At 69.9% G+C, this 26,289-nt stretch carries 25 protein-coding genes; 11 read left to right on the forward strand and 14 right to left on the reverse strand.

Going from position 1 to position 26,289, the window contains the following annotated elements:
* Positions 1-6: 6 nt before the first annotated feature.
* Positions 7-489, reverse strand: coding sequence for a CarD family transcriptional regulator (locus ACU6WY_RS10470; protein WP_013585821.1), 483 nt, complete (start codon positions 487-489; stop codon positions 7-9).
* 145 nt (positions 490-634) lie between these two features.
* Between ACU6WY_RS10470 and ACU6WY_RS10475 the strand changes: the two genes are divergently transcribed.
* Positions 635-1,210 (forward strand): DNA modification methylase, encoded by a 576-nt coding sequence (locus ACU6WY_RS10475; protein ID WP_483819600.1) that lies wholly within the window; start codon positions 635-637, stop codon positions 1,208-1,210.
* Positions 1,211-1,268: 58 nt separating this feature from the next.
* Here the strand turns inward: ACU6WY_RS10475 and ACU6WY_RS10480 are convergent, their stop codons facing one another.
* Both ACU6WY_RS10480 and ACU6WY_RS10485 read right to left on the reverse strand, forming a co-directional pair.
* Positions 1,269-1,952: a response regulator gene (locus ACU6WY_RS10480; RefSeq protein ID WP_483819601.1), complete on the reverse strand. Its 684-nt coding sequence runs from the start codon at positions 1,950-1,952 to the stop codon at positions 1,269-1,271.
* The gene (locus tag ACU6WY_RS10485; RefSeq protein ID WP_483819602.1) at positions 1,949-3,166 is read right to left on the reverse strand and encodes a sensor histidine kinase; all 1,218 of its coding nucleotides are present in this window, start codon (positions 3,164-3,166) and stop codon (positions 1,949-1,951) included. The genes ACU6WY_RS10480 and ACU6WY_RS10485 overlap by 4 nt, the downstream gene beginning before the upstream one ends.
* A gap of 170 nt (positions 3,167-3,336) precedes the next feature.
* Between ACU6WY_RS10485 and phoU the strand changes: the two genes are divergently transcribed.
* A complete protein-coding gene (gene phoU / locus ACU6WY_RS10490) occupies positions 3,337-4,014 on the forward strand; it encodes a phosphate signaling complex protein PhoU (protein ID WP_483819603.1) in 678 nt (225 codons plus the stop codon).
* Between the two features lie 60 nt (positions 4,015-4,074).
* On the opposite strand, the gene ACU6WY_RS10495 is transcribed toward phoU, so the two are convergent.
* Positions 4,075-4,821, reverse strand: coding sequence for a phosphoglyceromutase (locus tag ACU6WY_RS10495; RefSeq protein ID WP_483819604.1), 747 nt, complete (start codon positions 4,819-4,821; stop codon positions 4,075-4,077).
* Between the two features lie 61 nt (positions 4,822-4,882).
* On the opposite strand from ACU6WY_RS10495, the gene ACU6WY_RS10500 reads away from it, so the two are divergent.
* On the forward strand, positions 4,883-5,671 hold the full coding sequence (locus ACU6WY_RS10500; RefSeq protein ID WP_483819605.1) for a class I SAM-dependent methyltransferase: 789 nt from the start codon (positions 4,883-4,885) through the stop codon (positions 5,669-5,671).
* 12 nt (positions 5,672-5,683) lie between these two features.
* Here ACU6WY_RS10500 and ACU6WY_RS10505 read toward each other — a convergent pair whose 3' ends face one another.
* The 4 genes from ACU6WY_RS10505 to ACU6WY_RS10520 form a co-directional block, all read right to left on the reverse strand.
* Positions 5,684-6,793: an FUSC family protein gene (locus ACU6WY_RS10505; protein WP_483819606.1), complete on the reverse strand. Its 1,110-nt coding sequence runs from the start codon at positions 6,791-6,793 to the stop codon at positions 5,684-5,686.
* Positions 6,790-7,893 (reverse strand): CAF17-like 4Fe-4S cluster assembly/insertion protein YgfZ, encoded by a 1,104-nt coding sequence (gene ygfZ / locus ACU6WY_RS10510; RefSeq protein ID WP_483819607.1) that lies wholly within the window; start codon positions 7,891-7,893, stop codon positions 6,790-6,792. Before ygfZ ends, ACU6WY_RS10505 begins: the two co-directional genes overlap by 4 nt.
* Before the next feature lie 2 nt (positions 7,894-7,895).
* The gene (locus tag ACU6WY_RS10515; RefSeq protein ID WP_483819608.1) at positions 7,896-8,495 is read right to left on the reverse strand and encodes a heme-binding beta-barrel domain-containing protein; all 600 of its coding nucleotides are present in this window, start codon (positions 8,493-8,495) and stop codon (positions 7,896-7,898) included.
* A 134-nt stretch (positions 8,496-8,629) separates the two neighbouring features.
* Positions 8,630-8,920 carry a hypothetical protein gene (locus ACU6WY_RS10520; protein ID WP_483819609.1) on the reverse strand — a complete coding sequence of 97 codons (291 nt, stop codon included), beginning with the start codon at positions 8,918-8,920 and terminating at the stop codon, positions 8,630-8,632.
* Positions 8,921-9,061: 141 nt separating this feature from the next.
* Here ACU6WY_RS10520 and ACU6WY_RS10525 point away from each other — a divergent pair, with 141 nt between their 5' ends.
* From ACU6WY_RS10525 to ACU6WY_RS10540, 4 genes are all read left to right on the forward strand, one after another.
* Positions 9,062-9,754, forward strand: a complete 693-nt coding sequence (locus ACU6WY_RS10525) for a response regulator transcription factor (protein WP_483819610.1) — start codon at positions 9,062-9,064, stop codon at positions 9,752-9,754.
* A gap of 55 nt (positions 9,755-9,809) precedes the next feature.
* Positions 9,810-11,978 (forward strand): RNA degradosome polyphosphate kinase, encoded by a 2,169-nt coding sequence (locus ACU6WY_RS10530; protein WP_483819611.1) that lies wholly within the window; start codon positions 9,810-9,812, stop codon positions 11,976-11,978.
* Positions 11,975-12,913, forward strand: coding sequence for an NUDIX hydrolase (locus ACU6WY_RS10535; protein WP_483819612.1), 939 nt, complete (start codon positions 11,975-11,977; stop codon positions 12,911-12,913). The genes ACU6WY_RS10530 and ACU6WY_RS10535 overlap by 4 nt, the downstream gene beginning before the upstream one ends.
* A gap of 161 nt (positions 12,914-13,074) precedes the next feature.
* Positions 13,075-13,431: a hypothetical protein gene (locus ACU6WY_RS10540; protein ID WP_483819613.1), complete on the forward strand. Its 357-nt coding sequence runs from the start codon at positions 13,075-13,077 to the stop codon at positions 13,429-13,431.
* On the opposite strand, the gene ACU6WY_RS10545 is transcribed toward ACU6WY_RS10540, so the two are convergent.
* Both ACU6WY_RS10545 and ACU6WY_RS10550 read right to left on the reverse strand, forming a co-directional pair.
* The gene (locus ACU6WY_RS10545; protein WP_483819614.1) at positions 13,414-14,712 is read right to left on the reverse strand and encodes a M1 family metallopeptidase; all 1,299 of its coding nucleotides are present in this window, start codon (positions 14,710-14,712) and stop codon (positions 13,414-13,416) included. The genes ACU6WY_RS10540 and ACU6WY_RS10545 overlap by 18 nt on opposite strands.
* The gene (locus ACU6WY_RS10550; RefSeq protein ID WP_483819615.1) at positions 14,709-18,653 is read right to left on the reverse strand and encodes a Pls/PosA family non-ribosomal peptide synthetase; all 3,945 of its coding nucleotides are present in this window, start codon (positions 18,651-18,653) and stop codon (positions 14,709-14,711) included. The genes ACU6WY_RS10545 and ACU6WY_RS10550 overlap by 4 nt, the downstream gene beginning before the upstream one ends.
* A gap of 166 nt (positions 18,654-18,819) precedes the next feature.
* Here ACU6WY_RS10550 and pstS point away from each other — a divergent pair, with 166 nt between their 5' ends.
* The 4 genes from pstS (at position 18,820) to pstB (ending at position 22,883) form a co-directional block, all read left to right on the forward strand.
* Complete coding sequence (pstS, locus tag ACU6WY_RS10555) at positions 18,820-19,926, forward strand: phosphate ABC transporter substrate-binding protein PstS (protein WP_483819616.1); 1,107 nt, start codon at positions 18,820-18,822, stop codon at positions 19,924-19,926.
* An 81-nt stretch (positions 19,927-20,007) separates the two neighbouring features.
* Complete coding sequence (gene pstC, locus ACU6WY_RS10560) at positions 20,008-20,952, forward strand: phosphate ABC transporter permease subunit PstC (protein ID WP_483819617.1); 945 nt, start codon at positions 20,008-20,010, stop codon at positions 20,950-20,952.
* Position 20,953: 1 nt separating this feature from the next.
* Positions 20,954-22,063, forward strand: coding sequence for a phosphate ABC transporter permease PstA (gene pstA, locus ACU6WY_RS10565; RefSeq protein WP_483819618.1), 1,110 nt, complete (start codon positions 20,954-20,956; stop codon positions 22,061-22,063).
* 40 nt (positions 22,064-22,103) lie between these two features.
* Positions 22,104-22,883 carry a phosphate ABC transporter ATP-binding protein PstB gene (gene pstB / locus ACU6WY_RS10570; RefSeq protein ID WP_483819619.1) on the forward strand — a complete coding sequence of 260 codons (780 nt, stop codon included), beginning with the start codon at positions 22,104-22,106 and terminating at the stop codon, positions 22,881-22,883.
* Between the two features lie 75 nt (positions 22,884-22,958).
* Here the strand turns inward: pstB and ACU6WY_RS10575 are convergent, their stop codons facing one another.
* The 4 genes from ACU6WY_RS10575 to sigK all read right to left on the reverse strand — a co-directional run bounded on the left by ACU6WY_RS10575 (position 22,959) and on the right by sigK (position 26,131).
* A complete protein-coding gene (locus ACU6WY_RS10575; RefSeq protein WP_483819620.1) occupies positions 22,959-23,843 on the reverse strand; it encodes an aminodeoxychorismate lyase in 885 nt (294 codons plus the stop codon).
* 205 nt (positions 23,844-24,048) lie between these two features.
* On the reverse strand, positions 24,049-24,687 hold the full coding sequence (locus tag ACU6WY_RS10580) for a DNA-directed RNA polymerase subunit beta (RefSeq protein ID WP_483819621.1): 639 nt from the start codon (positions 24,685-24,687) through the stop codon (positions 24,049-24,051).
* A gap of 53 nt (positions 24,688-24,740) precedes the next feature.
* Entirely contained in the window at positions 24,741-25,532 is a 792-nt protein-coding gene (locus ACU6WY_RS10585; protein WP_483819622.1) for an anti-sigma factor, read from the reverse strand.
* The gene (sigK, locus tag ACU6WY_RS10590; protein WP_483821902.1) at positions 25,529-26,131 is read right to left on the reverse strand and encodes an ECF RNA polymerase sigma factor SigK; all 603 of its coding nucleotides are present in this window, start codon (positions 26,129-26,131) and stop codon (positions 25,529-25,531) included. Before sigK ends, ACU6WY_RS10585 begins: the two co-directional genes overlap by 4 nt.
* Between the last annotated feature and the right edge of the window lie 158 nt (positions 26,132-26,289).

The raw sequence follows: 26,289 nt of genomic DNA on the forward strand, positions 1-26,289 counted from the left end.
GCGGCGTCAGGAGGCGAGGACCTCGTCGAGCACGACGCTCGCGCGGTCTTCGTCGGTCTTCTCTGCCAGAGCGAGCTCGGACACGAGGATCTGACGCGCCTTGGCCAGCATGCGCTTCTCACCGGCGGAGAGACCGCGGTCTTGGTCGCGACGCCAGAGGTCGCGCACGACCTCGCTCACCTTGATGACGTCACCCGAGGCGAGCTTCTCGAGGTTGGCCTTGTACCGGCGCGACCAGTTGGTCGGCTCCTCGGTGAAAGGCGCGCGCAACACGTCGAAAACGCGGTCGAGACCCTCCTTGCCGATCACGTCGCGCACGCCGACCAGGTCGACATTGTCTGCGGGGACCTCGATGACCAGGTCGCCTTGCGTGACGTTGAGCTTCAGGTACTTCTTCGTCTCGCCCTTGATAACGCGTTCTTTGACCTCGATGATCGTGGCCGCGCCATGGTGCGGGTAAACGACGGTCTCGCCAACCTCAAAAAGCATGGAGTTATGTCCTTTCGGCAACATCCAGGATACCACAGGCCCTCATGCGCTAAGGTTCCGCCCCACCATCTCCCCCCACGCGTACCCCGCGCGCGCGAGGCCCGAGCGGGCGGGTGGAGTGCCCGGACCCCGTAGGATGATCTGGATGCCGTCTGTCGTTCCGGGAGGATCCGTGAAATCGCGCCTGTTCGCGTCCATGGCCGTGGGGGCCGCCGTCGTTCTGGGAACGACGGGCTGCAACCTCATCGCCCCCCAAGCGACCACAATCGACTACTCCGCCTCTGACGGGGTGAACGTCCCCGAATCGGGTCCTCTGCAGGTGCGCAACGCCCTCATCGTGGCCGACGAGGAGGGAACGGTCGGCAACTTCGTCGCGGCGATCGTCAACGAGACCGCCGAGCCCCAGACGCTCCGTCTCGAGGTCGGCGAGGGCTCCTCTGCCGTCCGCGCCTCGGTGAAGGTTCCCGCGAACCGCACGCTCAGCCTCGGCGACCTCGCCGACGGCGTGGAGCCTCTGCAGCTCGACGGGATCGACGCTGCCCCGGGCTCCACCGTGCCGGTGTTCTTCCAGTCCGGCAGCGGCGAGGGCGCCCTCATCCAGGTCCCCGTTCTCGACGGCGGTCTCGAATACCTGAGCCCGCTCGCCCCGACTCCCACCCCGTCGACGGCCCTCATCACGCCGACGCCGTCCGCGACCCCCACGCCGACGCCGTCCTCCTGATCCGCAACGACGAAGGCGCCGACGGTTACCGTCGGCGCCTTCGTCGTTCTCGCGGCGATCAGGCCTCGAAGCGGTACCCCAGCCCACGGACGGTCACGAGCATCGCCGGCTCGCTCGGGCTCTGCTCGATACGCGAACGAATGCGCTTGATGTGCACGTCGAGCGTCTTGGTGTCGCCGAAGTAGTCGGTGCCCCACACGCGGTCGATCAGCTGACCGCGCGTGAGAACGCGGCCGGCGTTGCGCATGAGCACCTCGAGAAGCTCGAACTCCTTCAACGGCATGTTGATCTCGGCGCCATCGACGGCCACCGTGTGTCGATCGATGTCGAGAGTCACACGCCCCCCGGTGAGGATCCGCTCGTCGAGGTCGGAGTCCTCCGGCGCCCGTCGGCGCAGGACGGCCCGCATCCGCGCGAGGAGCTCGCGGGTCGAGTAGGGCTTGGTGACGTAGTCGTCGGCGCCGAGCTCGAGCCCCACGACGATGTCGACCTCGGAGTCCTTGGCGGTCAGCATGATGATCGGCACCTGCGAGGTCAGGCGCAGCTGCCGGCACACCTCGGTGCCGGGCATCCCCGGCAGCATGAGGTCCAACAGCAGAATGTCGGCACCGCGCTCGCGGAAAGCGGCGAGCGCGAGCGCGCCGTCCTCGGCGATCTCGACCTCGTATCCCTCCCGACGCAGCAGGTAGGCAAGCGGGTCGGCGAGATCGGGCTCGTCCTCGACGATCAGAACGCGGGTCATGCGGTGTCTCCCTTCACGGGTACGGTGCGCGCACCGGAGCCGGTCTTCCGGCCCTTCCGGCGCGATTTGGGTCGAACGAGATCGAGGTCGGGGGCCTCGGACTGGGGAAGCCGGATGGTGAACGTGGATCCGCGCTCGGGACGGGACCACAGGCGCACCTCGCCGCCGTGGCGCTGCACCGCGTGCTTGACGATCGACAGGCCGAGGCCGGTCCCGCCGGTGCGACGCGACCGGGCCTGATCGGCCCGGTAGAAGCGTTCGAAGACCCGATGCTGATCGCCCTCGGGAATGCCGATGCCCCGGTCGGTGACGGCGATCTCCACCACGTCGACGTCGAGCTTGACCCCGACTCCGACCTTCGACCCCTGCGGCGAGTAGGCGATGGCGTTGGCGATGAGGTTTCCGAGCGCTTCGGTGAGGATCTGCGGCTCCCCGCGCACCCAGAGTCCCTTCGTCCCCCCACGCACGACCGTCACCTGCGCCGAATCGGCCTGGATGGTGTGCGACTCGACGGCGGCGGTCACCACCTCGTCGATCGAGACGTCGCGGACCTCGCTCAGCTCGTCGGAGGCCTGCAACCGAGAAAGGCTGAGGATGCGATTGGTCAGGGCCGACAGCCGAGAGACCTCTGCCTGCAATCGCGACGAGAAGTACCGCACCTGCGCCGGATCATCGGCGGCGGATTCGATCGCCTCGGCGAGCAGACTGACCGCGCCCACGGGTGTCTTCAGTTCGTGACTGGTGTTGGCGACGAAGTCGCGCCGCATCTCTTCGACGCGTTCCCGCTCGGTGATGTCGCGCAGCACGAGCAGGACGAGCCGGGGCGAGACCGGGGCCGCACGAACGGCGACCAGACGCGGCTCCGCGGGCGCCGCGCCGCGTCGGAGACGGAGGTTCTCGGTCACCGCGGCCCCGTTGTCGCGCGCCGACCGCGCGACGCGGCGGAGGTCGTCGTCGGCGATGGCCTGGCCGGTGGCGAGCCCGAACACCTCGGCGGCGGGCGAGAGTGCCAGCACCGTCGATGAGGTATCGCACACCACCGCGGGGTCGTCCAGCGCCCCGAGCATTGACTCCACGCCCTCGGGCACACCCCCGGAACTCTGGGCCGCGGCCCGGTCACGGGCACGCTGTGCGGCGACGATGAGGCCCACGACGGAACTCCCGACGAGGATTCCTGCGAGGAGCGCGAGCAGCGAGAGCTGCATCTGATCCATGGCTCCAGCGTAGAGCCGCCAGCGGAACGTCACCGGCCGTTCAGACGAGGGGGCCCGGGCGGGGCGGCTAGTATTCACTGTCACAGCACCACTCGTTAACCTTCGATGGCAAGAATCGTTCAGGGTTGCGGGACGTATGTGTGCCGTGCCGCCGACGAGGAGGTATCGCCATGCGCGAAGTGTTCCACCAGTCCCTCGAGGACGTTCAGGACCGGCTGGTCGAGATCGCCGATCTGGTGACCGTCGCGATCGACCGCGCCACGCGCGCTTTCGGAACGAGCGACGTCGCCCTGGCCGAAGAGGTGATCGAGGCTGACGCGATCATCGACGAGAAGGCCTTCGCTCTCGACGAACTGGCCATCGAGATCCTGGCCCGCCAGCAGCCGGTCGCGCGCGACCTGCGCATCGTCGTCACGGCCCTGCGCGTGAGCGCTTCGCTCGAGCGCATGGGCGACATGGCTGAGCACATCGCCCAGCTCGCGCGTTCGCGCTTCCCCGAGCGCGCCATCCCGAAGGGCCTGAAGGGCACCTTCACGCGCATGGGCGAGCTCGACGTCGAGGTGTCCCGCAAGCTCGCCGAGCTGCTGCGCACGCAAGATCTTCGTATCGCCGAAGCGATCCGTGACGCCGACGACGACATCGACGAGCTGCACGTCAGCGTGTTCGAGAAGGTCCTGGGCGACTCGTGGAAGGGCGAGGCCACGGCCACCGTCGACGCCACGCTCGCCAGCCGCTACCACGAGCGGTTCGCCGACCACGCGGTGTCCGTCGCCAAGAAGGTCGTGTACCTCGCGACGGGCGACTGGGCGGGCGCCGACGACGAGAGCGTGGCGACGCCGGTCATCTGACCCGCACACGTCGAAGGGGGTGGATGCCAGTAGCATCCACCCCCTTTTCGTTGCGGTCGATCAGCCCTTCGAGCCCTGGGCGGCCACGGCCGCGGCACCGGCGGCGGCGGCTTCGGGGTCGAGGTACTCACCGGGGCCGAGCGGCTTCAGCTCGTCGTCGAGGCGGTAGACGAGCGGGATCCCCGTGGGGATGTTCAGCTCGGCGATGTCGGCGTCGCTGATGCCCTCGAGGTGCTTGACGAGGCCCCGCAGCGAGTTGCCGTGCGCGGTGACCAGGACCGTCTTGCCGGCCTGCAGGTCGGGGACGATGTCGCTGTGCCAGTACGGGAGCATGCGGTCGATGACGATCTTCAGCGACTCGGTGTCGGGCACCTCACCGTCGATGCCGACGTAGCGCGGGTCGCCGACCTGGCTGTACTCGTCGTCGGCGGGCAGCGGCGGCGGCGGCACGTCGAACGAACGGCGCCAGAGCATGAACTGCTCGTTGCCGAACTCCTCGAGCGTCTGCGCCTTGTCTTTGCCCTGGAGGGCGCCGTAGTGGCGCTCGTTGAGGCGCCACGTGCGCTTGACCGGGATCCACAGGCGGTCGGCCGCGTCGAGGGCGATGTTGGCGGTCTGGATGGCGCGGCTGAGCACCGAGGTGTGCAGCACGTCGGGCAGGACGCCGGACTCCTTCAGGAGTTCGCCGCCGCGCTGGGCCTCGGCCTTCCCCTGGTCGGTGAGCCGGACGTCGACCCAGCCGGTGAACTGATTGGTCTTGTTCCACTCGCTCTGCCCGTGGCGGAGGAGGATCAGCGTGTGAGGCATGACTCCATGCTAGCGAGGCGAGCGGCGCCGTTCCGAGCCCGACGGCTGGCATCATGTCGGAGTGACTCCCTCCCCCGTCGGCCGGCCGACGCGCGGCACGACCGGGGTCAACCGACTCCGCCGGGTGGACCGCTGGATCGCCCGGCACCCGGCTCTGCGCCGGGCGGCGGACCCCCTCGTGGTCGATCTGGGCTTCGGCGCGAGCGCGGTGACGCCGCTCGAGCTGCACGCGCGTCTGACGGCCGTACGACCGGATGCCACGGTGCGGGGCCTGGAGATCGATCCCGAGCGCGTGGCGCGGGCACGGGCGCAGGCAGAGGGCATTCCGGGCGTGGAGTTCGCCCTCGGCGGGTTCGAGGTGCCGGTCCCCGGCGGTCGCCGGCCGGCGATCATCCGGGCGATGAACGTCCTGCGACAGTATGACGAGGCCGACGTCGCCGACGCGTGGGCGCGCATGTGCGCACGCCTGGCGCCCGACGGCATCCTGGTCGAGGGCACGTGCGACGAGATCGGTCGCGTGGTGACGTGGGCGGAGGTCGGGGCGGATGCTGTGCCGCGAACGCTGACGGTCTCGCTGCGGCTCGCGGACCTCGAGGAACCGTCGATCCTGGCCGAGCGCCTTCCGAAGGCGCTCATCCATCGCAACGTGCCCGGGGAGCGGGTGTACGACTTCGTCTCCGCCCTCGATCGTGAGTGGGCGCGCGCGGCGGCGGTCGCGCCCTTCGGCGCCGTGCATCGGTGGCGCACCGCGGTCGAGGCTCTCGCCGCAGCGGGCTGGCCGGTCCGTGGGCGCTCCCGGTGGCGGCTGGGCGAAGTCGGGGTCGACTGGAGCGCCGTCGCGCCGCGATAAGGGCGTGCGCGCTCAGTCGCGGGGCAGGAGGGCCTGGGCCTCGGCCGAGGGCATCCCCGTCGCCACGAGCAGGTCGACGGTGAGCGGCCGCAGCGCCGCGACGAGATTGAGTTCGCCCACGCTCCCGCCGGGGAGGATCCCGGCGGGATCCAGACGCACCGCGAGCGCCGCGAGCGTCGCACGCGCGGCCGGCTCTAGGGCCACGTCGTCGAGGGCGTCGCGCACGAGACGCGCTCCGCGCTCGATCTCGGCGAGGAGGTCGGCGGGCACGGGGCGCGGCTGCCCATCGGTGCACAGGTAGGCGGCCCGGCGGGCCAGCACCCGCAGGTTGCGCGTGGCGAGGTCCATAGCCCCGTGCACGCGCGCGTGCCGGTGCAGTTCGGTGCGCTGGCGCCGGAGGAACGGGGAGATGCGTGCGACCTCCCGGCCCGACTCGAGCGACCCGCTCCACGCGTCGACGTAGGTCTGGAGAGAACGTGCGCGTTCCAGGCCGCGTTCAGCCCGTGCCCGGTCTCCGCGCCGGAGGGCGCGCACGATCGTCGCGGCGGCCACGTCGAAGGCGTCGAAGAGCTCGTCGGCGTCGCGCAACTCGGTGCGGCGGAGCGTCCGCGGGATCAGCGCGGTCACGAGCAGCGCCGCGACTCCCCCGACCGCGCCGTCGATGACACGGGTGAAGGGAGCTCCGCTGATGAGCACGAGGGCGATAAGGGCCTGGACGACCGCGGCGAGCGCGAAACCCGGCTGGGGCGAGAGGAAGCGGGCGACGACGAGGGTGACCAGCATCGCCAGGCCGATCTGCCACCAGCCGGCGCCCGCGAGCAGCAGCACCACCTCGGCGATCAGAATGCCCACGAGCATCCCCGCGACGGTCTCGGCCACGCGCCACGGACGGGCGTCGCGAACCAGGCCGAGGCTCGACACCGTCACGGTGGCCGCCAGCAGGGGCACCGTGTGTCCCAGAACGACGTGCGCGAAGGCATAGGCGCCCGTGGCCGCGACGACGATCTGCATGATCGCCGGAAGCGACTCGCGCACGCGTGCCAGTCGACGCCGCACCGTCGTGCGCAGTCGTGACCGGGGCACAACGACGCCGACCGTCGTCGACGACTCCTCTTCGGTCATTCCGCGGCGCGGCGGCGTCCGAGGCGCGGCAGTCGAGGAACACCGGCGGTGGCGCCCGCGTCGGCCGGCACGATCGTCTCGACCGCCGCGGCGACGGGACCGTCTGCCGTGTCGACGACGAACGACGCCTCGGCGGGAGCGGTGCGCTTGACCAGGGCCAGCGCGATCGGCCCCTCCTCGTAGTGGAGCGCCACCGAGGTCACGGCGCCCACGGCGTCGTCTCCCGCGCGCACGACATCGCCCCGGGCGGGCAGCACGCTGTCGCTGCCGTCGAGCTGCAGCGCGACGACCCGGCGCGGGGGGTGACCGAGGTTGTGCACCTTGGCCACGGTCTCCTGCCCGCGGTAGCACCCCTTCGACAGGTGCACCGCGGTGCGCAGCCAGTCCATCTCGTGCGGCAGCAGACGCTCGTCGGCGTCGACCGACACGCGCGGGCGCCACGCGGCGACCCGCAGGGCCTCGACGGCGTCGCGGCCCGCGAGCGCGATGTCGCCCGCCACGGCCGAGGCGACGATGCGGTCGTACTCCGTGGCATCCACGATCGCTTCCGCCCAATCGCGGTCAGCACCCGGGTGGTCGTCGACGCGGGCGTAGGCCCATCCTCCGGGCGATACCGCGGGCCACGGGTCGACCCAGACCGCGGGGACGCCCGTCGGCGCGATCGCGGCCAGCGCTCCCACTGCGGCGCGCGTGCCGCCGATGACCGACAGCTCGTCGGACCGGTCGCTCACCTCGACGCGCAGGCGGAAGCGCATGCGGCCGAGCCACGTGGCGAGGGGCTCGGCGTCGGTGGCATCCACCACGAGCCAGGCGGTCTCACCATCGTCGACCACCGCGGCGGCGTGTTCGACGCGACCCTGCGGATCGAGCACGAGGAGCTCCGTCGATACCCCCGGCGCCAGGTGCGCGAGCGCCTGCGACGTCAGGGAATCCAGCCAGCTGAGCCGGTCGGGACCCGTGACCGAGAGGACGCGGCGGTCACCGAGAGGAGCGAGGGCGGACCCGGATGCCAGTTTGCGCTGTTCGGCGAACGGGTTGCCGGCGTGGCGCAGACCGCCGTCGTCGACGACGGCACCGGGAACGTCGGAAAGGGAAACCATGGTCACTCCGCTCGCGCGAGTCGTGCGGAGGCGTGGGACGACAGCTCGCGCCCGAAGGCCGCGATATCCCACGCCCACAGCAGGTGGTTGTCGACGAGTCCGTACAGACGGGTCGCCGACGCGTAGGGCTTGGCACCCGCCGTGCGGACGATGGCGTCGCTGGCGAGGTCGATGCGCGGACCGCGCACCTGACCGATGTACAGCTCGAGAACGCCGTCGGAGTGCGCGAGGCTCACCTCGAGCGCGAACCCGCCTTCCGGGGTGCGCAAACCCTCGACGTCGTCCGCGGTGCGGGACTCGGCCGGGGCGGTGGGCGGGAGGAGCGCGGGGCCGACATCGGCATCGCCGGCCGGGCGCGCGACGCGCCAGTAGCCGGTTTCAGACACCAGCGGCCGACGCTCATCGCCGTCGATGAGCCAGGCGTGCGCCGAGTAGTTCAGGAAGTCGCCGCCGTCGTGGCTGAAGCTCACGCGGTGCGAGAACTCGCCCGAGAACGATCGACCGTCGGCCTCGTAGTCGATGACGCCGGTGCCTTCCCAGACACCGATCAGCCACGAGAGGGGGACGAGGTCGGCGGGGAGGTCGGTCGGGATCTCGATCACGACAGCGCTCGTCAGCGCTGGCCGCGGTAGAGGTTCCAGATGACCGTGCCGGAGACGAAGGCGATCGCCAGCGAGGCGAGACCGAGAAGTCCCACGAAGAAGAGTTCGAGCGCGAGAAGATCCATGCTCCGACTCTACCGGGGAACGATGGATGCCAGCCCGAACCCGGCCGTGATGAGACCGAGGACCACGAGCGCCCCGAGGACGCTCGCGGCGACGCGTTGGATGAAGGCCTGGGAGCGGCCGTACCAGAGCTGCACGGCGAACGCGACGATCACGCAGCCGCCGAGGGCGACGGTGATCCACTGGGCACGCCAGGGGGCCGGGACGAACAGGCCGATCGCGACGCCGGCGATCAGGGCGAGCACCCAGACCACGACGATGCCGCCGAACGTGCGTCGCGGCGCGAGGTCGGGGGTCGACATGTCGTCCATCATCGCGCACCACGACGCTCGCGCGCACCCGCCACACGCGGGGCGGCACCAGCCGGGCCCACCGATGACGGCGCGAGCGCGCGGCTCACCCTAAGATGGGCGGGTGCGGCACACCCGCACGAGGAGGTCCGTTTGGCTCAGCTTCTCGTTCTCAGCTCCGCCGCCGGCGGTGGCTCGGTGCTGCCTGCCCTCGAGCTGCTCAGCCATCGTGTGCGGCAGATTCCGGCCGAACCGGCGCAGTTGGTCAACGCGCCCAGCGCCGATGTGGTCTTCATCGATGCGCGCGTCGACCTCGTGGGCGCCAAGTCGCTGTGCAAGATCCTGACGACCACCGGCATGGAGGCCCCCCTGGTGCTCGTCGTCACCGAGGGCGGGCTCACCGCCGTCTCCCCCGACTGGGGCGTCGACGACGTCGTCCTCGTGGGAGCCGGCCCCGCCGAGATCGACGCCCGCATTCGCTTGGCCATGGGACGCCGCAGCGCCGAGCAGGTCTCGTCGCGCATCTCCACGTCGGGCATCACCATCGACGAGTCCTCCTATTCGGCGAAGGTCCACGGCAAGCCGCTCGACCTCACCTACAAGGAGTTCCAGCTGCTGCACTTCTTCGCCACGCACCCCTCTCGGGTGTTCACACGCGAGCAGCTGCTCAGTGAGGTCTGGGGCTACGACTACTTCGGCGGCACGCGCACGGTCGACGTGCACGTTCGACGCCTCCGCGCCAAGCTCGGCGACCTCGAGCAGCTCATCGGAACGGTGCGCAACGTCGGCTATCGGTTCAACGTCTACGAAGACGACCAGCCGCCCGCACCCGACCCCTCGGTCTGACCCCCACACCGCGACCGTTCACGCGCGCGTCACCGTCCCCTGCAATGATGTGGGAATGATCGAACACGACGTGCTCGACGCGGGCCTGGGCGACGCGGACGACGACGACTTCGACGAGGCCGTAGAGGCGGCGGACGAGCAGCTTCCCGACCACCGCTACCTCGATCGCGAGATCAGCTGGCTCTCGTTCAACCAGCGCGTGCTCGAGCTGGCCGAAGATCCCACGGTTCCGGTCCTCGAACGCGCCAACTTCCTCGCGATCTTCGCCAGCAACCTCGACGAGTTCTTCATGGTGCGCGTCGCCGGTCTGAAGCGCCGCATCGTCACGGGCCTGGCCGTTCCGACGAACGTCGGCCGCGCCCCGTTGGACGTCCTCGCGGACATCTCGGCCGAAGCCCACCGTCTGCAGCTGCGCCACGCCGCGGTCTGGACCGACCAGGTCCGCCCGGCCCTCGCCGAAGCCGGCATCGAGGTGGTGTCCTGGGACTCGCTCGACGAGGACTCCGCGTCGCGACTGACCGAGTACTTCCAGCGCAACGTCTTCCCGGTGCTCATGCCGCTGGCCGTCGACCCCGCACACCCGTTCCCGTACATTTCGGGTTTGTCACTGAACCTGGCGATCCGCATCCGCAACGCCCGAACGGGTCGCCAGGAATTCGCCCGCCTCAAGGTGCCGCCGATGCTCCCGCGCTTCGTCGAGGTGCCCAGCAACGGCCGTGGCGTGCGCTACCTCCCGCTCGAGGAGCTCATCTCCAACCACCTCGGCGACCTCTTCCCCGGGATGGAGGTGCTCGACCACCACGCGTTCCGCCTCACCCGCAACGAGGACATGACGATCGAGGAGGACGAGACCGAGAACCTCATCCAGGCGCTCGAGGCCGAGTTGCTGCGGCGCCGATTCGGTCCGCCGATCCGTCTCGAGATCACCGACGACATGGACGATGTCACGCGCGAGCTGCTGCTCAGCGAGCTCGACATCACCGATCAAGAGGTCTACCGCCTCCCCGGCGCTCTCGACCTGCGCGGGCTCTTCGACCTCTCGCGCATCGACCGGCCCGACCTGCACTACCCGCCGCACGTGCCCAAGACGGCCCTGCCGTTCCAGCCGCCCGAGCAGAACGGTCGTGCCGACATCTTCCGGGCGATCCGCAAGGGCGACGTGCTCGTGCACCACCCCTACGAGTCGTTCGCCACGAGTGTCCAGGCCTTCCTCGAGCAGGCCGCCAAAGACCCGAACGTGCTCGCCATCAAGCAAACGCTGTACCGCACGTCGGGCGACAGCCCGATCGTCCAGGCACTGATCGACGCCGCCGAGGCCGGCAAGCAGGTGCTCGCCCTCGTCGAGGTGAAGGCACGCTTCGACGAGGCCAACAACATCGTCTGGGCCCGCAAGCTCGAGAAGGCCGGCGTCCATGTCGTCTACGGCCTGGTCGGATTGAAGACCCACTGCAAGCTCGCCCTCGTCATCCGCGAGGAAGAGGGGCGCCTGCGCCACTACAGCCACGTCGGCACGGGGAACTACAACCCGAAGACGAGCCGCATCTACGAGGACTTCGGCCTGTTCACCGTCGATGACCAGGTCGGGCGCGACCTCACCCGCCTGTTCAACGAGCTGAGCGGCTACGCGATCGAGAAGAAATTCAAGCGCCTGCTCGTCGCTCCCCTGCACCTGCGCAAGGGGCTCCTCCGCCACATCGACAAGGAGCGGCAGAACGCGCTCGCGGGCAAGCCGTCCGGTGTGCGGATCAAGGTCAATTCCATGGTCGACGAGCAGATCATCGACGCGCTGTACCGTGCGAGCCAGGCCGGTGTGCCCGTCGAGGTGTGGGTGCGCGGCATCTGCTCGATCAAGCCCGGTGTCGAGGGGATGAGCGAGAACATCAAGGTCCGCTCCATCCTGGGTCGCTATCTGGAGCACTCGCGGATCTTCGCGTTCGCGAACGACGGCGATCCGCAGGTCTTCATCGGCAGCGCCGACATGATGCATCGCAACCTCGACCGTCGCGTCGAGGCGCTGGTGCGCGTGGTCGACCCCAAGCAGCTCCAGGACCTGTCCGACCTGTTCGACCTCGCGATGGACGACGGCACGAGTTCGTGGCATCTGGGTCCGGAGGGCGAGTGGACGCGACACAGCGTCGACGCCGAGGGCGTTGCCCTCATCGACCTGCAGGAGCACACCATGTCTCGCGTGCAGCGGAAGCGGCGCACCCGGGCGGCACGGTGACCGAAACCGCCGTCTACGCCGCCGGCGGTGTGGTGTGGCGGATGATCGACGGCAAGTACCGCGTCCTGCTCATCCACCGCACGAAGTACCGTGACGTGACGCTCCCCAAGGGCAAGGTCGATCCCGGCGAGACCCTTGCCGAGACCGCCGTGCGCGAGATCCGCGAGGAGACCGGCATCCGGGTGTCGCTCGGTGTTCCCGTGGGCGTCTCGCGCTACCGCATGCCGAGTTCGCGCACGAAGATCGTCCACTACTGGGCGGCCGAGGCCACCGATGCGGCCGTGCGCACCTCGACCTTCGTCCCGAACAAAGAAATCGCGGCGATCGAGTGGGTGGGGCTCAAAAAGGCGCGAAAGCACCTCAGCTATCCCGTCGACATCGAGATCCTCGACGAGTTCGTGCGCCTGATCGACGAACGTGCGCTGCCCACGTTCCCGGTCATCGCGCTCCGGCACGCCAAGGCGCGGTCGCGCGACGAGTGGGACGGCGACGATTCCGCGCGCCCCCTGAGTACACGCGGACGGCGTCAGGCCAACGCGATCGTCGGCCCGCTCTTGGCCTTCGGAGTGCGCCGGATCGTGGCGAGCCCGGCGGAGCGGTGCGTTCGCACCGTGACCCCGCTCTCGGCGGCCCTGGCACAGCGGATCCAGCACACCGAGGCGATCAGCCAGGATGCCTGGGAGGAGGGCCGGAGCGACGCGCGCACGGTCATCGGCGAACGCGTCCGCGCCCGCAAACCCGTCGTCGTGGTCAGCCACGGGCCGGTGCTCCCCGACATCATGCACGAGCTCGCCCTGGCCACCGGCACCATGCGCGGGTCGTACCTGGGCAGCTCGTCGGCCCTGGAGCCGGCGGCATTCTCGGTGGCACATATCCCGGTCGAGCACCCGGGCTCGGGCATCGTCGCGATCGAGACCCACGAGCCGCAGGTGTGACCCTCCCCGACGAGGTGCGCGTCGCCTGGCGCCGAGTTCCCGCCCCGTCGGACCGGCGTGCGGCGTCACGGGAACTCCTCGGCGAAATGCTCCCCGGGGCGACCTTCCTGTCGCGGTGTCCTCGGTGCGGGGGGGAACACGGCCGAATCCGGGTCTCGGGGGTGGATGCCGCTGTCTCGGTGTCGTATGCCGATGGCTGGACCGTCGTGGCGATCGCCGGGGGTGAGCGCCGCCTCGGGGTGGACGCGGTCGTCGCCGGCGCCGCCGGGCTCGAGCGCGTGCTGCCGGACTCGACCGACGCGCGCGACTGGGCCCGGGTCGAGGCGGTTCTGAAGGCGGACGGGCGCGGACTCCTGGTCGATCCGCGCTCGGTCGAGGTGGTCGACGCCGACCGGACCGGTACCTGGCAGGCCCGGATCGACGGCGGCCCGGAATGGCTCGGGTGGGACACGAGCGGCCCGCCGGGACTCGTCGTCGCGGTGGCCCTGGATGCCGCGGGCTCAGCCGAGCGGCGGTAGCTCCGTCCGGTCGATCCACACCGAGAGAATGTCGGCCGCCGCGGGACCGCCGGCCGCGGTCACGGCGCGACGGAAATCGTCGGTGGTCACGAGCGCGTGCCGGTGATCGCTGGTCCAGCCCCGCACGAGCGTGAAGAACGTCTCGTCGCCGAGGGCGACCCGGATCGCGTGGAGCGTGAGAGCGCCCCGCTTGTACACCCGGTCGTCGAACATGTCGTCGGGACCCGGGTCGACCAGCAGCAGGTCGCGGGGCTTGGCGGCCAGGCGTGCGTAATGGGTGCGGACGCACTCCTGCGCGGACGGGCCGCCCGACGCCTCCGACCAGAGCCACTCGGCGTAACAGGCGAAGCCCTCGTTGAGCCAGATGTCACTCCACCGTGCGATGCCGACGCTGTTGCCGAACCACTGGTGGGCCAGCTCGTGCGCGATCAGACGCCGAGCAGCGGGAACGAGGTGGTTCATGCCGAACACCGCCAGGCCCTGCGCCTCGAGGGGAATCTCGAGCTCGTCAGCGGTGACCACGAGCGTGCACGCCTCCTGCGGGTAGGGGCCGAACAGTCCGTCGAACACCCGCAGCATCTCGGGCACGCTGGCAAACGCTCGGTCCGACGCGGCGGTGAGCGCGGGCGGAGCCGTCACGGTCACCGCGGGGATGGCCCCGATCCCCGTCCCGGCGAGCGGCCGCGTGCGGTAGCGGCCCACGTGGACCGCGGCGAGGTACGTCGCCGTGGGGACATCGGAGGTGAACGTCGTCGTCACGCGACCGCCGCGGCGCGCGGGGATCCCCGCAACGCCGGTGGCGGCGACGGTGTATCCCTCGTCGACGCTGATGTGCATGGTCATGCGGGCGCGGTCGTCGGGCCGATCGTTGCACGGGAACCACGTGGGCGCGCCGGTGGGCTGTCCGGCCACGAGCGCGCCGTCGGTGAGCTCTTCCCAGCCGAGGGTCCCCCACCGCGAGCGTCGGGGCGCCGGCGCCCCCGCGTAAGCCACCTCGACGACGAACCGCTCCCCCGCCGCAATCGGGGAGGCCGGGACGACCCGGAGCTTCCCCACGGCCGAGGAGGAGCGCGCGGGAGCGTCGTCGACGCGCACCCGCGAGGCACGCAGCCCCACGAGGTCGAGCGAGAACGCCGCGAGGTCCTCCCGGGCGACGGCCGTGAGGACCGCCGTCCCGTCGAGACGGTTCGTGCGGACGCGGTATCCCAGGGTCAGGTCGTACGACTCGACGCGATACGTGGCGTCACCGCTCTGCGGAGCGTACGGGTCGACGGCGCTCACGTGGTCGACTGGTAGGCGCGCACCTTCACCGCGCGCCACGGTCCGATGGGGTTCCCGCTCCAGCGCGAACCCACGGGAACGGTCTCTCCGCGCATGACCAGCGAGGCCGGGCCGACGGTGGCATGCGCGCCCAGGGTGGAGGCAGGCAGCACCACGCTGTGCGGCCCGAGGGTCGCACCGGGTTCGAGCTCGACGGTGTCCATGCTCATGATTCGATCATGGAAGAGGTGCGTCTGCACGACGCACCCGCGGTTGACCGTCGATGCGTCGCCCAGGGTCACCAGATCCGGCTCGGGCAGCCAGTAGCTCTCGCACCAGACGCCTCGCCCGATCCGGGCGCCCAGACTGCGCAGCCACACGGCGAGCGCGGGAGTGCCGGCAGCGGCGCGAGCGAACCACGGGGCGGCGACCATCTCGGTGAAGGTGTCCGAGACCTCGGTGCGCCAGACAAAGCTCGACCACAGCGGCTGCTCGCCCGCGCGGATCACGCCGACAATGGCCCACTTCGCCGCGGTGGAGACGCCCGCGGCCACGGCACCGGCCGCGAGCAGCACGAGGCCCGATAGCAACAGGGTCCACACCGGCCCCGTCGTCTCCCACAGCGCGGCGAGGGTGAACAGCACGCCGAGTCCGATCGCGCACGTGACCACGACGGGGACGAATCGGCACAGCTCCCACAGCGTGCGCGCGAGGCGGAGCGCCGGCGTGGGGCGGTACGTCCGCGACTCGTCGCCCTCGGCAGACAGACGACGCAGGCGCACGGCGGGCGACCCCAACCACGACGAGCCCGGCTTGGCCTTGAGTGGCGCTGCCGAAAGCACCGCGACCAGGCCGTCGCGGGGCACACGGTGGCCGGGGGCGGCCATGCCCGAGTTGCCGAGGAATGCGCGCTTTCCGATGCGCACCGGCCCCAGGCGCAGCCAGCCTGCGCGCAGCTCGTAGGACGCGACCATGGTGTCGTCGGCGAGGAACGCTCCGTCCTCGATGCGCGCCATCGAGGGGATGAGCAGAACCGTGGATGCCTCGACGTCACGGCCCACCCGAGCGCCGAGCAGGCGCAGCCAGACGGGGGTGAACAGGCTCGAGTACAGCGGGAAGAGGATCGTCCGCGCGGCGTCCAGCAGTCGCTCGATCGTCCAGGCCTGCCAGGCGACGCGGCTCCGCACGGGGAACGTGCCCTCGGTCAGACCGATCGAGAACACGCGCACGAGAAGAATCACGGATGCCGCGAACACCAGCCCCGTGACGGCTACGCCGGGAACGAGCCAGGCGAAGGCGGCTCCGGCCGCCTGGGCGAGCGACGCGGCGGCGCGCATCCCGTGGGCGACCACGAGAGCCCCGACGGTGAAAGCCATCAGCGGCAGCAGCGCGAGCACGACGGCGGAGGCGGCGTACGCCCACAGCCAGCGCGTGGGGGCCGTGGGTCGCTCGGTGGGCCACCCCTTCGCCGTGCCGCCGACGCGAACGGCCGGGGAGCCCGCCCACGACTGATCCGCCTTCACCCGGCCGAACACCGCCGAGCCGGGGGCGATCTCGGCGCGCCGACCGATGCGGGTCCCCGGAGCGAGGGTCGAGCGCGCGCCGACGGTGGCCTCCGCCCCGATACGCACCTCGCCGATGCGCACCAGGTCGCCGTCGATCCAGTAGCCGGTGAGATCGACCTCGGGCTCGATCGAGGCGCCGTCGCCGACCACGAGCATGCCGGTCACGGGCGGGAGCGCGTGCAGGTCGACGTTGCGGCCGATCCGCGCGCCCAGCGCCCGGGCGTAGTACGACACCCACGGTGCTCCGGCGAGACCCACGGCATCCACTTGCGCCGCGATCTGCTCCGCGAGCCAGAGCCGCACGTGCACCCAACCGCCGCGGGGGTAATCCCCGGGGCGCAGGCCCGCGAGCAGCGCGCGCGCCGACACGACGGCGATCGCCATACGACCGAACGGGGTGGCGAACACCAGCAGGCCGATCACCAGAAGCGGCCACGGCACCGACGGCAGCACGTCGAAACCCGGCACGAGACGGAGGATCGCCGACGCCGTCAGCAGGTACAGGAGCCACCGCACGCCCGAGAGGATGAACAGCGGAGCGCCGAGAAGCGTCTGTACCCACTGGGTCGCGCGCGGGGTGGGGGCGGCACGGTGGAAAGCAGCGGGCGTCTCGTTGACGAGCTGCGGACCGAGCGCCTTGGCCATCGCGCCGAGCCGGGGCACGTCGTAAATGTCGGCGACCGAGAACTCCGGCACGCGAGCGCGGATGCGCGACACGAGTTGCGCCGCGGCAAGAGAGCCTCCGCCGAGGTCGAAGAAGTCGGCCTTGCGTTCGGTGACCGGCAGCCCCAGCACCGCCTGCCACTGCTCGGCCAGCCACGCCTCGTCGTCGGAGAAATCAGTGGATGCCGGGGCGTCCACCCCCGGCAGCGGCCAGGGCAGCGCGGCTCGGTCGACCTTGCCCGAGGTGCGCACGGGCAGCTCGTCGACGACGCCGAGCAGCGGAATCGTGGCGGCGGGCAGCCGGTCGGCGAGAACCGCGCGCGCAGCGGCCCGGTCGAGGTCGACGCCCTCCTCCATCACGAGGTATCCCACGAGCACCGGCACACCGGCCTCGGTCGTCCGCACCGCGACCGTCGCCGCGGCCACCTGCGGCAGATCCTGCAGCGCCGACTCGACCTCGCCGAGCTCGATGCGGCGACCACCGACCTTGACCTGGTCGTCGGCACGCCCCTGGAAGACGAGTCCCTCCGATTCGAAGCGCACGAGGTCACCCGACCGATAGGCACGCTCCCAGCCGAGCGTGGGCATCGGCGCGTACTTCTCGGCATCCTTTGCGGGATCCAGGTAGCGGGCGAGGCCCACGCCCCCGATGATGAGCTCACCCACCTCGCCCTCGGCGACGCGCTGGCCCTCGGCGTCCACGACGGCGAGCGCCCAGCCGTCGAGGGGAAGACCGATGCGCACGGGCACGCTGCCGTCCAGCGGGGCGGCGCAGGCGACGACGGTGGCCTCGGTCGGGCCATAGGTGTTCCAGACCTCACGCCCCTCGGCCACGAGCCGCGCGGCGAGTTCGGGCGGGCACGCTTCGCCGCCGAAGATCAGGAGTCGGACGTTCTCGATCGAGTCCGCCGGCCACATCGCCGCGAGGGTGGGCACGGTGGAGACGACCGTGATGCCCTGGCGAAGGAGCCACGGTGCGAGATCCTCCCCGGAGCGCACGAGGGAACGGGGCGCGGGTACGAGGCAGGCACCGTGCCCCCACGCGAGCCACATCTCCTCGCACGACGCGTCGAAGGCCACCGACAGGCCGGCCAGCACGCGGTCACCCGGCCCGAGGGGCTCGCCCTGCAGGAAGATCCGGGCCTCGGCGTCGACGAAGGCCGCCGCCGACCGGTGGGAGACCGCGACGCCCTTGGGCACGCCGGTCGATCCCGACGTGAAGATGATCCAGGCGTCGTCGTCCACCGTCGGCGGGGCAACCACCGGCACGGCGTTCGTGCTCGGGTGCGGCGCCTCGCCGTCGTAGAGGCGCACCAGGTCGTCGGTCCCCTCGCTCGCCACGTACTCTCCGTCGCCCGCGACGATGCCGCGGACACCGGCCTCGCCGAACACCAGGCGTGCACGCTCGTCGGGGTCGTCGGCATCCACGGGCACGTACGCGGCTCCGGCCGCCATGACACCGAGGATCGAGACATAGAGCTCCTTCGATCCCGAGGGCATCCGCACACCGACGCGGTCGCCGCGCCGGACACCCGCCGCGTGCAGGGCGGCCGCGGTGCGCCATACTCGGGCCAGCAGTTCGCGGTAGCTGAGGGCGCCCGACCCGTCGTCGATCGCCGAGGCCTCGGGATGCCGTGCGGCCACGTCGGAGAGGATGTCCAGCAGCGTCCTCGGCGGCGCGGCCACAGACCGCCGATCGAGTGTCGACTGTGCGGCGGAATGAGGGATCGTCACGGCACGGAAGCGTATACCGCGCACGAGAACACCCCTGCCAGGCCGCGGTCGTTCACCTTCCGTTCACCCGTGCTGCGCACGCTCGTAAGGGTCGGCGTTTAGCGTTCCTCGCGAGCCCTGCACCGGGTTCGACCACAGCACCCGATATCCAGAAGGATTCTTTATCGTGAAGATCACTCGCTTCGCCCAGCTCGGCGCCGTCTCGGCCGTCGCAGCACTCGCTCTCGCCGGTTGCGCCTCGAACGAGGGCGGCTCCGGCAGCACCGACGGCGGCGGCTCCGCCCTCTCTGGTGAGGTCGCGAGCGGCGGCGCGTCGTCGCAGGAGGTTGCGGTCCAGGCGTGGACGGCCGGCTTCCAGACCGCGAACCCCGACGTCACCATCACCTACGAGCCCTCCGGTTCGGGTGCGGGTCGTGAGTCGTTCCAGGCCGGCGCCTACCCCTTCATCGGCTCCGACCGCGCGTTCAACGACGAGGAGATCGCTGCCGGCGGCTTCGCCGCGTGCACCGACGGCTCGGGCATCATCGAGCTGCCGACCTACATCTCGCCCATCGCCGTCATCTTCAGCCTCGAGGGTGTCGACTCGCTCAACCTCGACGCCGCGACCCTCGCGGGCATGTTCGCGGGCACCATCACCAAGTGGAACGACCCGGCCATCGCCGCGACGAACCCGGGTGTCAGCCTGCCCGACCTCGCCGTGACCCCGGTTCACCGCCAGGACGACTCGGGCACCACCGAGAACTTCACCGACTACCTGTACCAGGCCGCTCCCAGCGTCTGGACCTCGGAGCCCGACGGCGAGTGGCCGCTGAGCTCGGGCGAGGCTGCCAACGGCACCTCGGGCGTCGTTTCGGCCGTCTCGGGCGCCAACGGCACCATCGGCTACGCCGACGCGTCGCGCGCCGCCGAAGAGGGTCTGTCCACCGCCGCGATCAAGGTCGGCGACGAGTTCGTCGCGTACTCGCCCGAGGCTGCCGCGGCCATCGTCGACGAGTCGCCGTTCGTCGAGGGTCGCACCGAGGGTGACCTCGCGATCGAGCTCGAGCGCACCTCGACCGACGCGGGTGTCTACCCGATCGTCCTGATCAGCTACATGATCGCCTGCCAGGAGTACGCGGACGCCGCGAACGCTCCCATCGTGAAGTCGTTCCTGCAGTACGTCGCGAGCGAAGAGGGCCAGCAGGCCGCTGCCGAAGCCGCCGGTAGCGCCCCGATCAGCGACACGCTGCGCGAGCGCGTGAACTCGGCCATCGACCTGATCGTCGTCGAGTAATAAAGCACCCCTGATGCCCGGCCCGATGCCTCACCGCATCGGGCCGGGTTTCCGCCCGTTATCGACCCGAGACAGGAAGCCATGACAGCCACCACTGCTCCGGCACCCGAGAAGCCGAAGCAACGCCCCGGAGATCGTGTCTTCTCCGGAACCGCCCTGTTCGCAGGGTCGATGATCCTCGTAACGCTTGCCGCCGTGACGATCTTCCTCGTCGTCCAGTCCCTTCCGGGATTCACCGCGACGAGCGAGAACGCCTCGATTCTCACCAGCAACTTCTGGGCCTATGTCGGCCCGCTCGCCTTCGGAACGATCTGGGCCTCGATCCTGGCCCTCATCCTGGCCGTTCCGCTGTCCGTCTGTGTCGCCCTCTTCATCTCGCACTACGCCCCGCGTCGACTGGCGCAGGGGCTCGGCTACATCGTCGATCTCCTGGCCGCCGTGCCGTCGGTGGTCTTCGGCCTCTGGGGCATCCTCGTGCTCGCCCCCGCCATTCAGCCGGTCTACGTGTGGCTCAATGCCAACGCGGGCTGGTTCCCCCTCTTCTCCGGCACCGTGTCAGCCACGGGCCGCACGATCCTGACCGCCGCTGTCGTCCTCGCGGTGATGATCACGCCGATCATTACCGCGATTTGCCGCGAGATCTTCCTCCAGACTCCCGTCCTGCACGAGGAGGCCGCGCTCGCCCTGGGTGCCACGCGGTGGGAAATGATCCGTATGGCAGTGTTCCCCTTCGGCCGCAGCGGTATCGTCTCGGCGTCGATGCTCGGCCTCGGTCGCGCGCTCGGCGAAACGATGGCGGTCGCCCTGGTGCTCTCGGCATCCGGGGTCATCAGCTTCCAGCTCTTCACGTCAGAGAACCCGAGCACGATCCCCGCCAACATCGCGCTCACCTTCCCCGAGGCCTACGGCTTCAACGTCAACGTGCTCATCGCCACCGGCCTTGTGCTCTTCATCGTCACCTTCGCTGTGAACGCATTGGCTCGCTACCTCGTGAGCCGTCGCAAGGAATTCTCGGGGGCCAACTGACATGACCGCGACAACCACCGCTCCGCAGACGCCCACCACGCCGTCCGCCTCGAAAGCCTCCAACAGCCTCACCAGCGGCCACCTCCCCTCGTGGGCGCCGTGGGCGACGCTCGGCGGCAGCGCCGTCCTGAGCGCCGCCCTGATCGCCGTCGTGACTCTCTCCTCCGGCGGGGCGTTCAACGTCGCCGGGTGGCTCGTACTCACGGCCGTTGTCTACCTGGTGCTCATCACCGTGATCTCGACGCTCGTCGAGGGACGCCGCAAGGGCGTGGACCGCCTGGTCACCGGCGTCGTCGTCACCGCCTTCGCGATCGCCATGGTGCCGCTGGTGTCGGTGGCCGTCACGGTGATCACCAACGGCGTCAACGGCATCAGCGCCGAGTTCTTCACCTCGTCGATGCGCAACGTCGTCGGCGAGGGCGGCGGAGCCCTGCACGCGATCGTCGGCACGCTCATGATCACGCTGGCCGCCGCGGTCATCTCGATCCCGATCGGTATCTTCACCGCGATCTACCTCATCGAGTACGGCGGGGGGCGTCGCATGGCGCAGTCCATCACGTTCCTCGTCGACGTGATGACCGGCATCCCCTCGATCGTCGCCGGTCTGTTCGCCTACGCCCTCTTCGCGCTCTTCTTCGGTCCCGGTATCCGCATGGGCATCATGGGCGCCATCGCGCTCTCGGTGCTCATGATCCCCGTGGTCGTGCGCTCCACGGAGGAGATGCTGCGACTGGTGCCGAACGAGCTCCGCGAGGCGTCGTATGCGCTCGGCGTGCCGAAGTGGCTGACCATCAGCAAGGTGGTCCTCCCCACTGCCCTGGCCGGCATCACGACGGGCGTCATGCTGTCGATCTCGCGCGTGATCGGAGAGACGGCGCCCCTCCTGCTGACCGCCGGTGTGGCGACATCCGTCAACTACGACCTCTTCAACGGTCGCATGATGACACTGCCCGTGTTCGCGTACTCGCAGTACATGAATCAGGGCATCCCGGCGTCGGCCTTCGTCGATCGCGCCTGGGGCGCCGCGCTGGTGCTCATCGTCATCGTCATGGTGTTGAACCTCGTGGCCCGCACCGTGGCGAAGATCTTCTCGCCCAAGCTCGGCCGCTGAACCCTTTTCGTCAGACTCCAGTAGAAACTCCCGAGGAATCGTGTCCAAGAGCATCGAAGTCAACGATCTGAACGTCTACTACGGCGACTTCCTCGCTGTCGAGGGTGTGTCCCTCGACATCGAGCCCCGCAGCGTCACCGCCTTCATCGGCCCCTCCGGCTGCGGAAAGTCCACCTTCCTGCGCACGCTGAACCGCATGCACGAGGTCATTCCCGGCGCGCGCGTCGAAGGCTCCGTGCTGCTCGACGGCGACAACCTGTACGGCGCGGGCGTCGATCCCGTGCTCGTGCGCCGCCAGGTCGGAATGGTCTTCCAGCGCCCGAACCCCTTCCCCACCATGTCGATTCGCGAGAACGTGCTGGCCGGCGTCAAGCTGAACAACCGGCGGATCTCTAAGTCCGACTCCGACGAACTGGTGGAGAAGTCCCTGCAGGGCGCCAACCTGTGGAACGAGGTCAAGGACCGTCTCGACCGGCCCGGCTCGGGCCTGTCGGGTGGCCAGCAGCAGCGTCTGTGCATCGCGCGCGCGATCGCCGTCTCCCCCGACGTGCTGCTGATGGACGAGCCCTGCTCGGCCCTCGACCCGATCTCGACCTTCGCGATCGAGGAGCTCATCACCGAGCTGAAGAACGAGTACACGATCGTGATCGTGACGCACAACATGCAGCAGGCTTCGCGTGTGAGCGACAAGACGGCGTTCTTCAACATCGCCGGCACGGGCAAGCCCGGCAAGCTCATCGAGTACAACGACACGGCGGCGATCTTCACTGCCCCTGCCGTGCAGGCCACCGAAGACTACGTTTCCGGCCGCTTCGGGTGATCCCGAAGGACTGAGCGACGAAGGCCCCCGCGTGAGCGGGGGCCTTCGTCGTTGCGGCACCTGTGCCGCCGTCTGTCAGTCGCGCGGGCTGAGCAGGTAGGCGTTGATCGCGTCGGTGACCCCTCGATCGACCGCCCGGGGATCGCCATCGACGGCCGCAATCGGCGCGGCCAACCGCACGCTCGACAGCAGCCAGGCGGCATCCGCTCGCGTGAGATCGGACACCGCGACCGTCTCGTAGGCGGTCTCGAACCCGCGAGCCTCCAGGTGGGCGAACAGGCTCTGCTGCGTCGTGCCGTGCAGGATTCCGGCGTGGGGTGCGGGCGTGACGAAGCGGTCACCGTAGCGAAGAACGACGGATGCCGTGGGGGCCTCGAGCACGTACCCGTCGGTCGTCACGAACACGGCGTCGTCGGCGCCGCGGCGCTGTGCTTCGCGGATCGCTGCCATGTTGACGGCGTACGACAGCGTCTTCGCCCCGAGGAGCAGCCACGGAGCGCGCGCGGGAACGTCGAGAGCGTAGCCGCGGTCGAGCGTCGCGATCCGCACGCCCGAGGTGCGCGCGCGTGCGTTGTCGGGCGCCGAGGCGAGCGTCACCCAGGCGGTCGGAGACGGACCGTGCTCGACGCCGCGGCTCAGGATGAGCTTGAGGACGTTCTCCCCCGCGCCGGCCTCCGCCGCGACACGCTCGATCGCCGCCCGCCACTGACCAAGGTGCGGAGTCGGCAGGTCGCACAGCCGCGCAGAGTGGGCCAGACGCGCGAGGTGGGGCCCGACCTCCTGCGCGTGGCCGTCGACGACGCCGATCGACTCGAAAACGCCGTCGCCGCGCTGGGCGCTCAGCTCCCCCACACTGAGGGCGGGGGCGGTCGGCTCGACGACGGTGAACGTGTCGACGAAGTCCGTTCTCTGATCGTCGGATGCCACGGGGTCGATCACGAGAGCGAAGCGCCAAGCCATGTCTCGACCCTATGCCCGAGCGCCGACACGCCCGGGCAACGATCGGGAGGGGGCTCGAGGGAATGCCTCGCGTGATGCCTTGTTACACTTTTTTAGCCGGGCCGCAGTAACCCCGGGCTCCATCTTCTGCCGCTGCGAGCGGCCTCGCGCCGAGAGGCGTTCTGCGGCCCGGCACTTTCTTTTCTCCGCTGCCCCGTCGCTGCGGTCAGGCGAGCGCGTCGCGTCGCCAGAGCGCGGCGGCAGCCGAGAGGTCGTCGGCATAGGTCGACAGGCGAAGAGCTCGCGTGGTGAGAGCTGTGGCCCGCTCCGACTCGGTGTTCTCGTAGTCGTCGGCGAGGTGAGTGGAGCCGGTCGCTTGCACCCGACAGAACGCCGCGGCGCGATCGAGCGCGACGGCGAAGTCGCCCTCGAAGAGTCCACGCAGAATCGTGTCGATGAGCTGGACCAGCTCGTCGGGCCCGGCGGGCGCCGGCGCGCCGACCACGACCGGATCGACCGTCGCCATCTCCACGCGACCGCGCTCGAACAGCAACGCCGCGGTGGCGGCATCGTCGTGGATCATCAGCTGCAGCAGGTAGAGCCGCCACAGCGCCCCGGGAAGGGAGCGGGCGGGCGAGCGCGACCACAGCTCGGCGATGTCGTCGATCCCGTGGTCATCGGTGAACGCAACGAGACGCTCGACGACGTCGACGCTCGGGTCGGCCCGGACACGCGACAGGAGGGCCTGGGCGGTGCTGTGCGCGACCCGGGAGACCTCCGCGGGGTCCTCGGCCGCGAAGAGCCGATCGAACAGCTCCGCGGGGCGACGCACCGGCTTGTGGAACTCGCGAGAACTGTCGCTCATCGTTCCAGGCTAGAGCGTCGCCCTCCCCATCGGGGCCGCGACGGACGCCGCGATCAGGCCGTGGCGACCGCCAGGATGGGTGCCGAACTCGGCGTCCCGTCGGGCGACCCGCCGGCAGGCTCCACGGTTACGGCGATCACGTCGCCGGAATGGAACTCACCCTGGAGCACGGCGGTCGCACGACCGTCGGCATCCGTCTCGAAGATGCCCGCCGCAATCGGGGTCTCACCGCGAACGAACCACAGCTCGTAGGTCTGATCGCCGTCCAGGGGCGGCATATTCTCGGCCACCAGCACGCTCTGGCCGGTGGATGCCGACCAGTGCGCCGTGGCGACGACGCCGTCGGGCATCGTCGCGCTGGCCGATTGCGCATCCGGCGCCGTCGTGACCTGCTCGAGCGCGACGAGCGACGCCGGCTTCGTGAGCTGCTGGCTGATCGTCACCGCGCCGAACCCGAGGACGAGGACGGCGACGATGGATGCAGCGAGGGTGAACCAGCGACGGAGACCCCAGCCCGACTCAGCCGCGGCGGTGTCGCGTTGTGGCTCGATCGGTGCGGGGCCGGCGGCGGCAAAGTCCTCGACGTCGGCCTCGGCCCGGGCCGGCTCGGCCTGTTCCTGCGGAAGATCGGTGATGCGAGCCAGCAGCGATGCCCGAATGGATGCCGGCGGCTCGACGGGCTCGACGGTCGCGCTGATCGCGGCGACGGCGTCAGCGGCATCCCGGACGTGGGAGGACCAGTGCGGATTGCCCGCGAGAGCCTCCTGGTATGCGCGTTCGTCTGCTTCGGACAGCGCATTCAGCGCGTGCCCGGCAGCGAGGTCGGCGAAATCCCTCTCGTTCACTTTTCCACCCCCATCTGCGTCCTCAGGCGCGACAATCCGTCGCGCATCCTGGTTTTGACCGTACCGAGCGGCGCCCCGACGAGGGTAGCGATCTCACTCTGGCTATACCCACCGAAGTAGGCGAGCGTGATCGCTTCTTTTTGAGCGTCGGGAAGCGTCGCGAGTGCGTCCACGACGCGCCGCCCATCGATTTTCAGTTCGACCTTCTCAGAGACATCGTCGTAGGCGACGTCCAGATCGCGGAAGCCCACGCGTACGTCACGATCGACACTGGACTGCGACGAGCGGACCCTGTCCACCGCGCGTCGGTGTGCGATCGTGAGCACCCACGATCTTCCTTGACCTTTGTTCGGAGTGAACCGCGCGGCGGATTGCCAGATCTCCAAGAACACCTCCTGGAGCACCTCTTCGCTCTGCGACCGGTCGACGAGCACCCGCAGGATGAGTCCGAACGCACGAGCCGACAGAGTGTCATAGAGCTCAGCGAAGGCGTTCTGATCGCCCGTGGCGATCTTCTGCAGCAATTCTCCGACGTGGTCGACGTGGTCCACCCCGTCTTCGGGGAGAGAGAAACCGTCGATCACCATGACTCCCAGCATGCCGTACCCGCCCCGGACTTCCTTTTCGCGCGCGCGCGTGGCGCGCATGAGGTAAGCAACCGTGACCGATAGAGGGAGAACAACGCGGATCCGCCAACGGCAGGGCATCTTCGAAAATATTCGGAAGAATATTTCCGCGCCTCTGACCTGGTGTTTTC

Source organism: Microbacterium sp. ZW3a, from assembly GCF_057167165.1.

Bases quoted from the DNA above. Each gene is read 5' to 3' on its own strand.
- ACU6WY_RS10470 (WP_013585821.1), bottom strand. From the start codon at position 489: ATGCTTTTTGAGGTTGGCGAGACCGTCGTTTACCCGCACCATGGCGCG.
- ACU6WY_RS10475 (WP_483819600.1), top strand. From the start codon at position 635: ATGCCGTCTGTCGTTCCGGGAGGATCCGTGAAATCGCGCCTGTTCGCG.
- ACU6WY_RS10480 (WP_483819601.1), bottom strand. From the start codon at position 1,952: ATGACCCGCGTTCTGATCGTCGAGGACGAGCCCGATCTCGCCGACCCG.
- ACU6WY_RS10485 (WP_483819602.1), bottom strand. From the start codon at position 3,166: ATGGATCAGATGCAGCTCTCGCTGCTCGCGCTCCTCGCAGGAATCCTC.
- phoU (WP_483819603.1), top strand. From the start codon at position 3,337: ATGCGCGAAGTGTTCCACCAGTCCCTCGAGGACGTTCAGGACCGGCTG.
- ACU6WY_RS10495 (WP_483819604.1), bottom strand. From the start codon at position 4,821: ATGCCTCACACGCTGATCCTCCTCCGCCACGGGCAGAGCGAGTGGAAC.
- ACU6WY_RS10505 (WP_483819606.1), bottom strand. From the start codon at position 6,793: ATGACCGAAGAGGAGTCGTCGACGACGGTCGGCGTCGTTGTGCCCCGG.
- ygfZ (WP_483819607.1), bottom strand. From the start codon at position 7,893: ATGGTTTCCCTTTCCGACGTTCCCGGTGCCGTCGTCGACGACGGCGGT.
- ACU6WY_RS10520 (WP_483819609.1), bottom strand. From the start codon at position 8,920: ATGTCGACCCCCGACCTCGCGCCGCGACGCACGTTCGGCGGCATCGTC.
- ACU6WY_RS10530 (WP_483819611.1), top strand. From the start codon at position 9,810: ATGATCGAACACGACGTGCTCGACGCGGGCCTGGGCGACGCGGACGAC.
- pstC (WP_483819617.1), top strand. From the start codon at position 20,008: ATGACAGCCACCACTGCTCCGGCACCCGAGAAGCCGAAGCAACGCCCC.
- pstA (WP_483819618.1), top strand. From the start codon at position 20,954: ATGACCGCGACAACCACCGCTCCGCAGACGCCCACCACGCCGTCCGCC.
- ACU6WY_RS10575 (WP_483819620.1), bottom strand. From the start codon at position 23,843: ATGGCTTGGCGCTTCGCTCTCGTGATCGACCCCGTGGCATCCGACGAT.
- ACU6WY_RS10580 (WP_483819621.1), bottom strand. From the start codon at position 24,687: ATGAGCGACAGTTCTCGCGAGTTCCACAAGCCGGTGCGTCGCCCCGCG.
- sigK (WP_483821902.1), bottom strand. From the start codon at position 26,131: ATGCTGGGAGTCATGGTGATCGACGGTTTCTCTCTCCCCGAAGACGGG.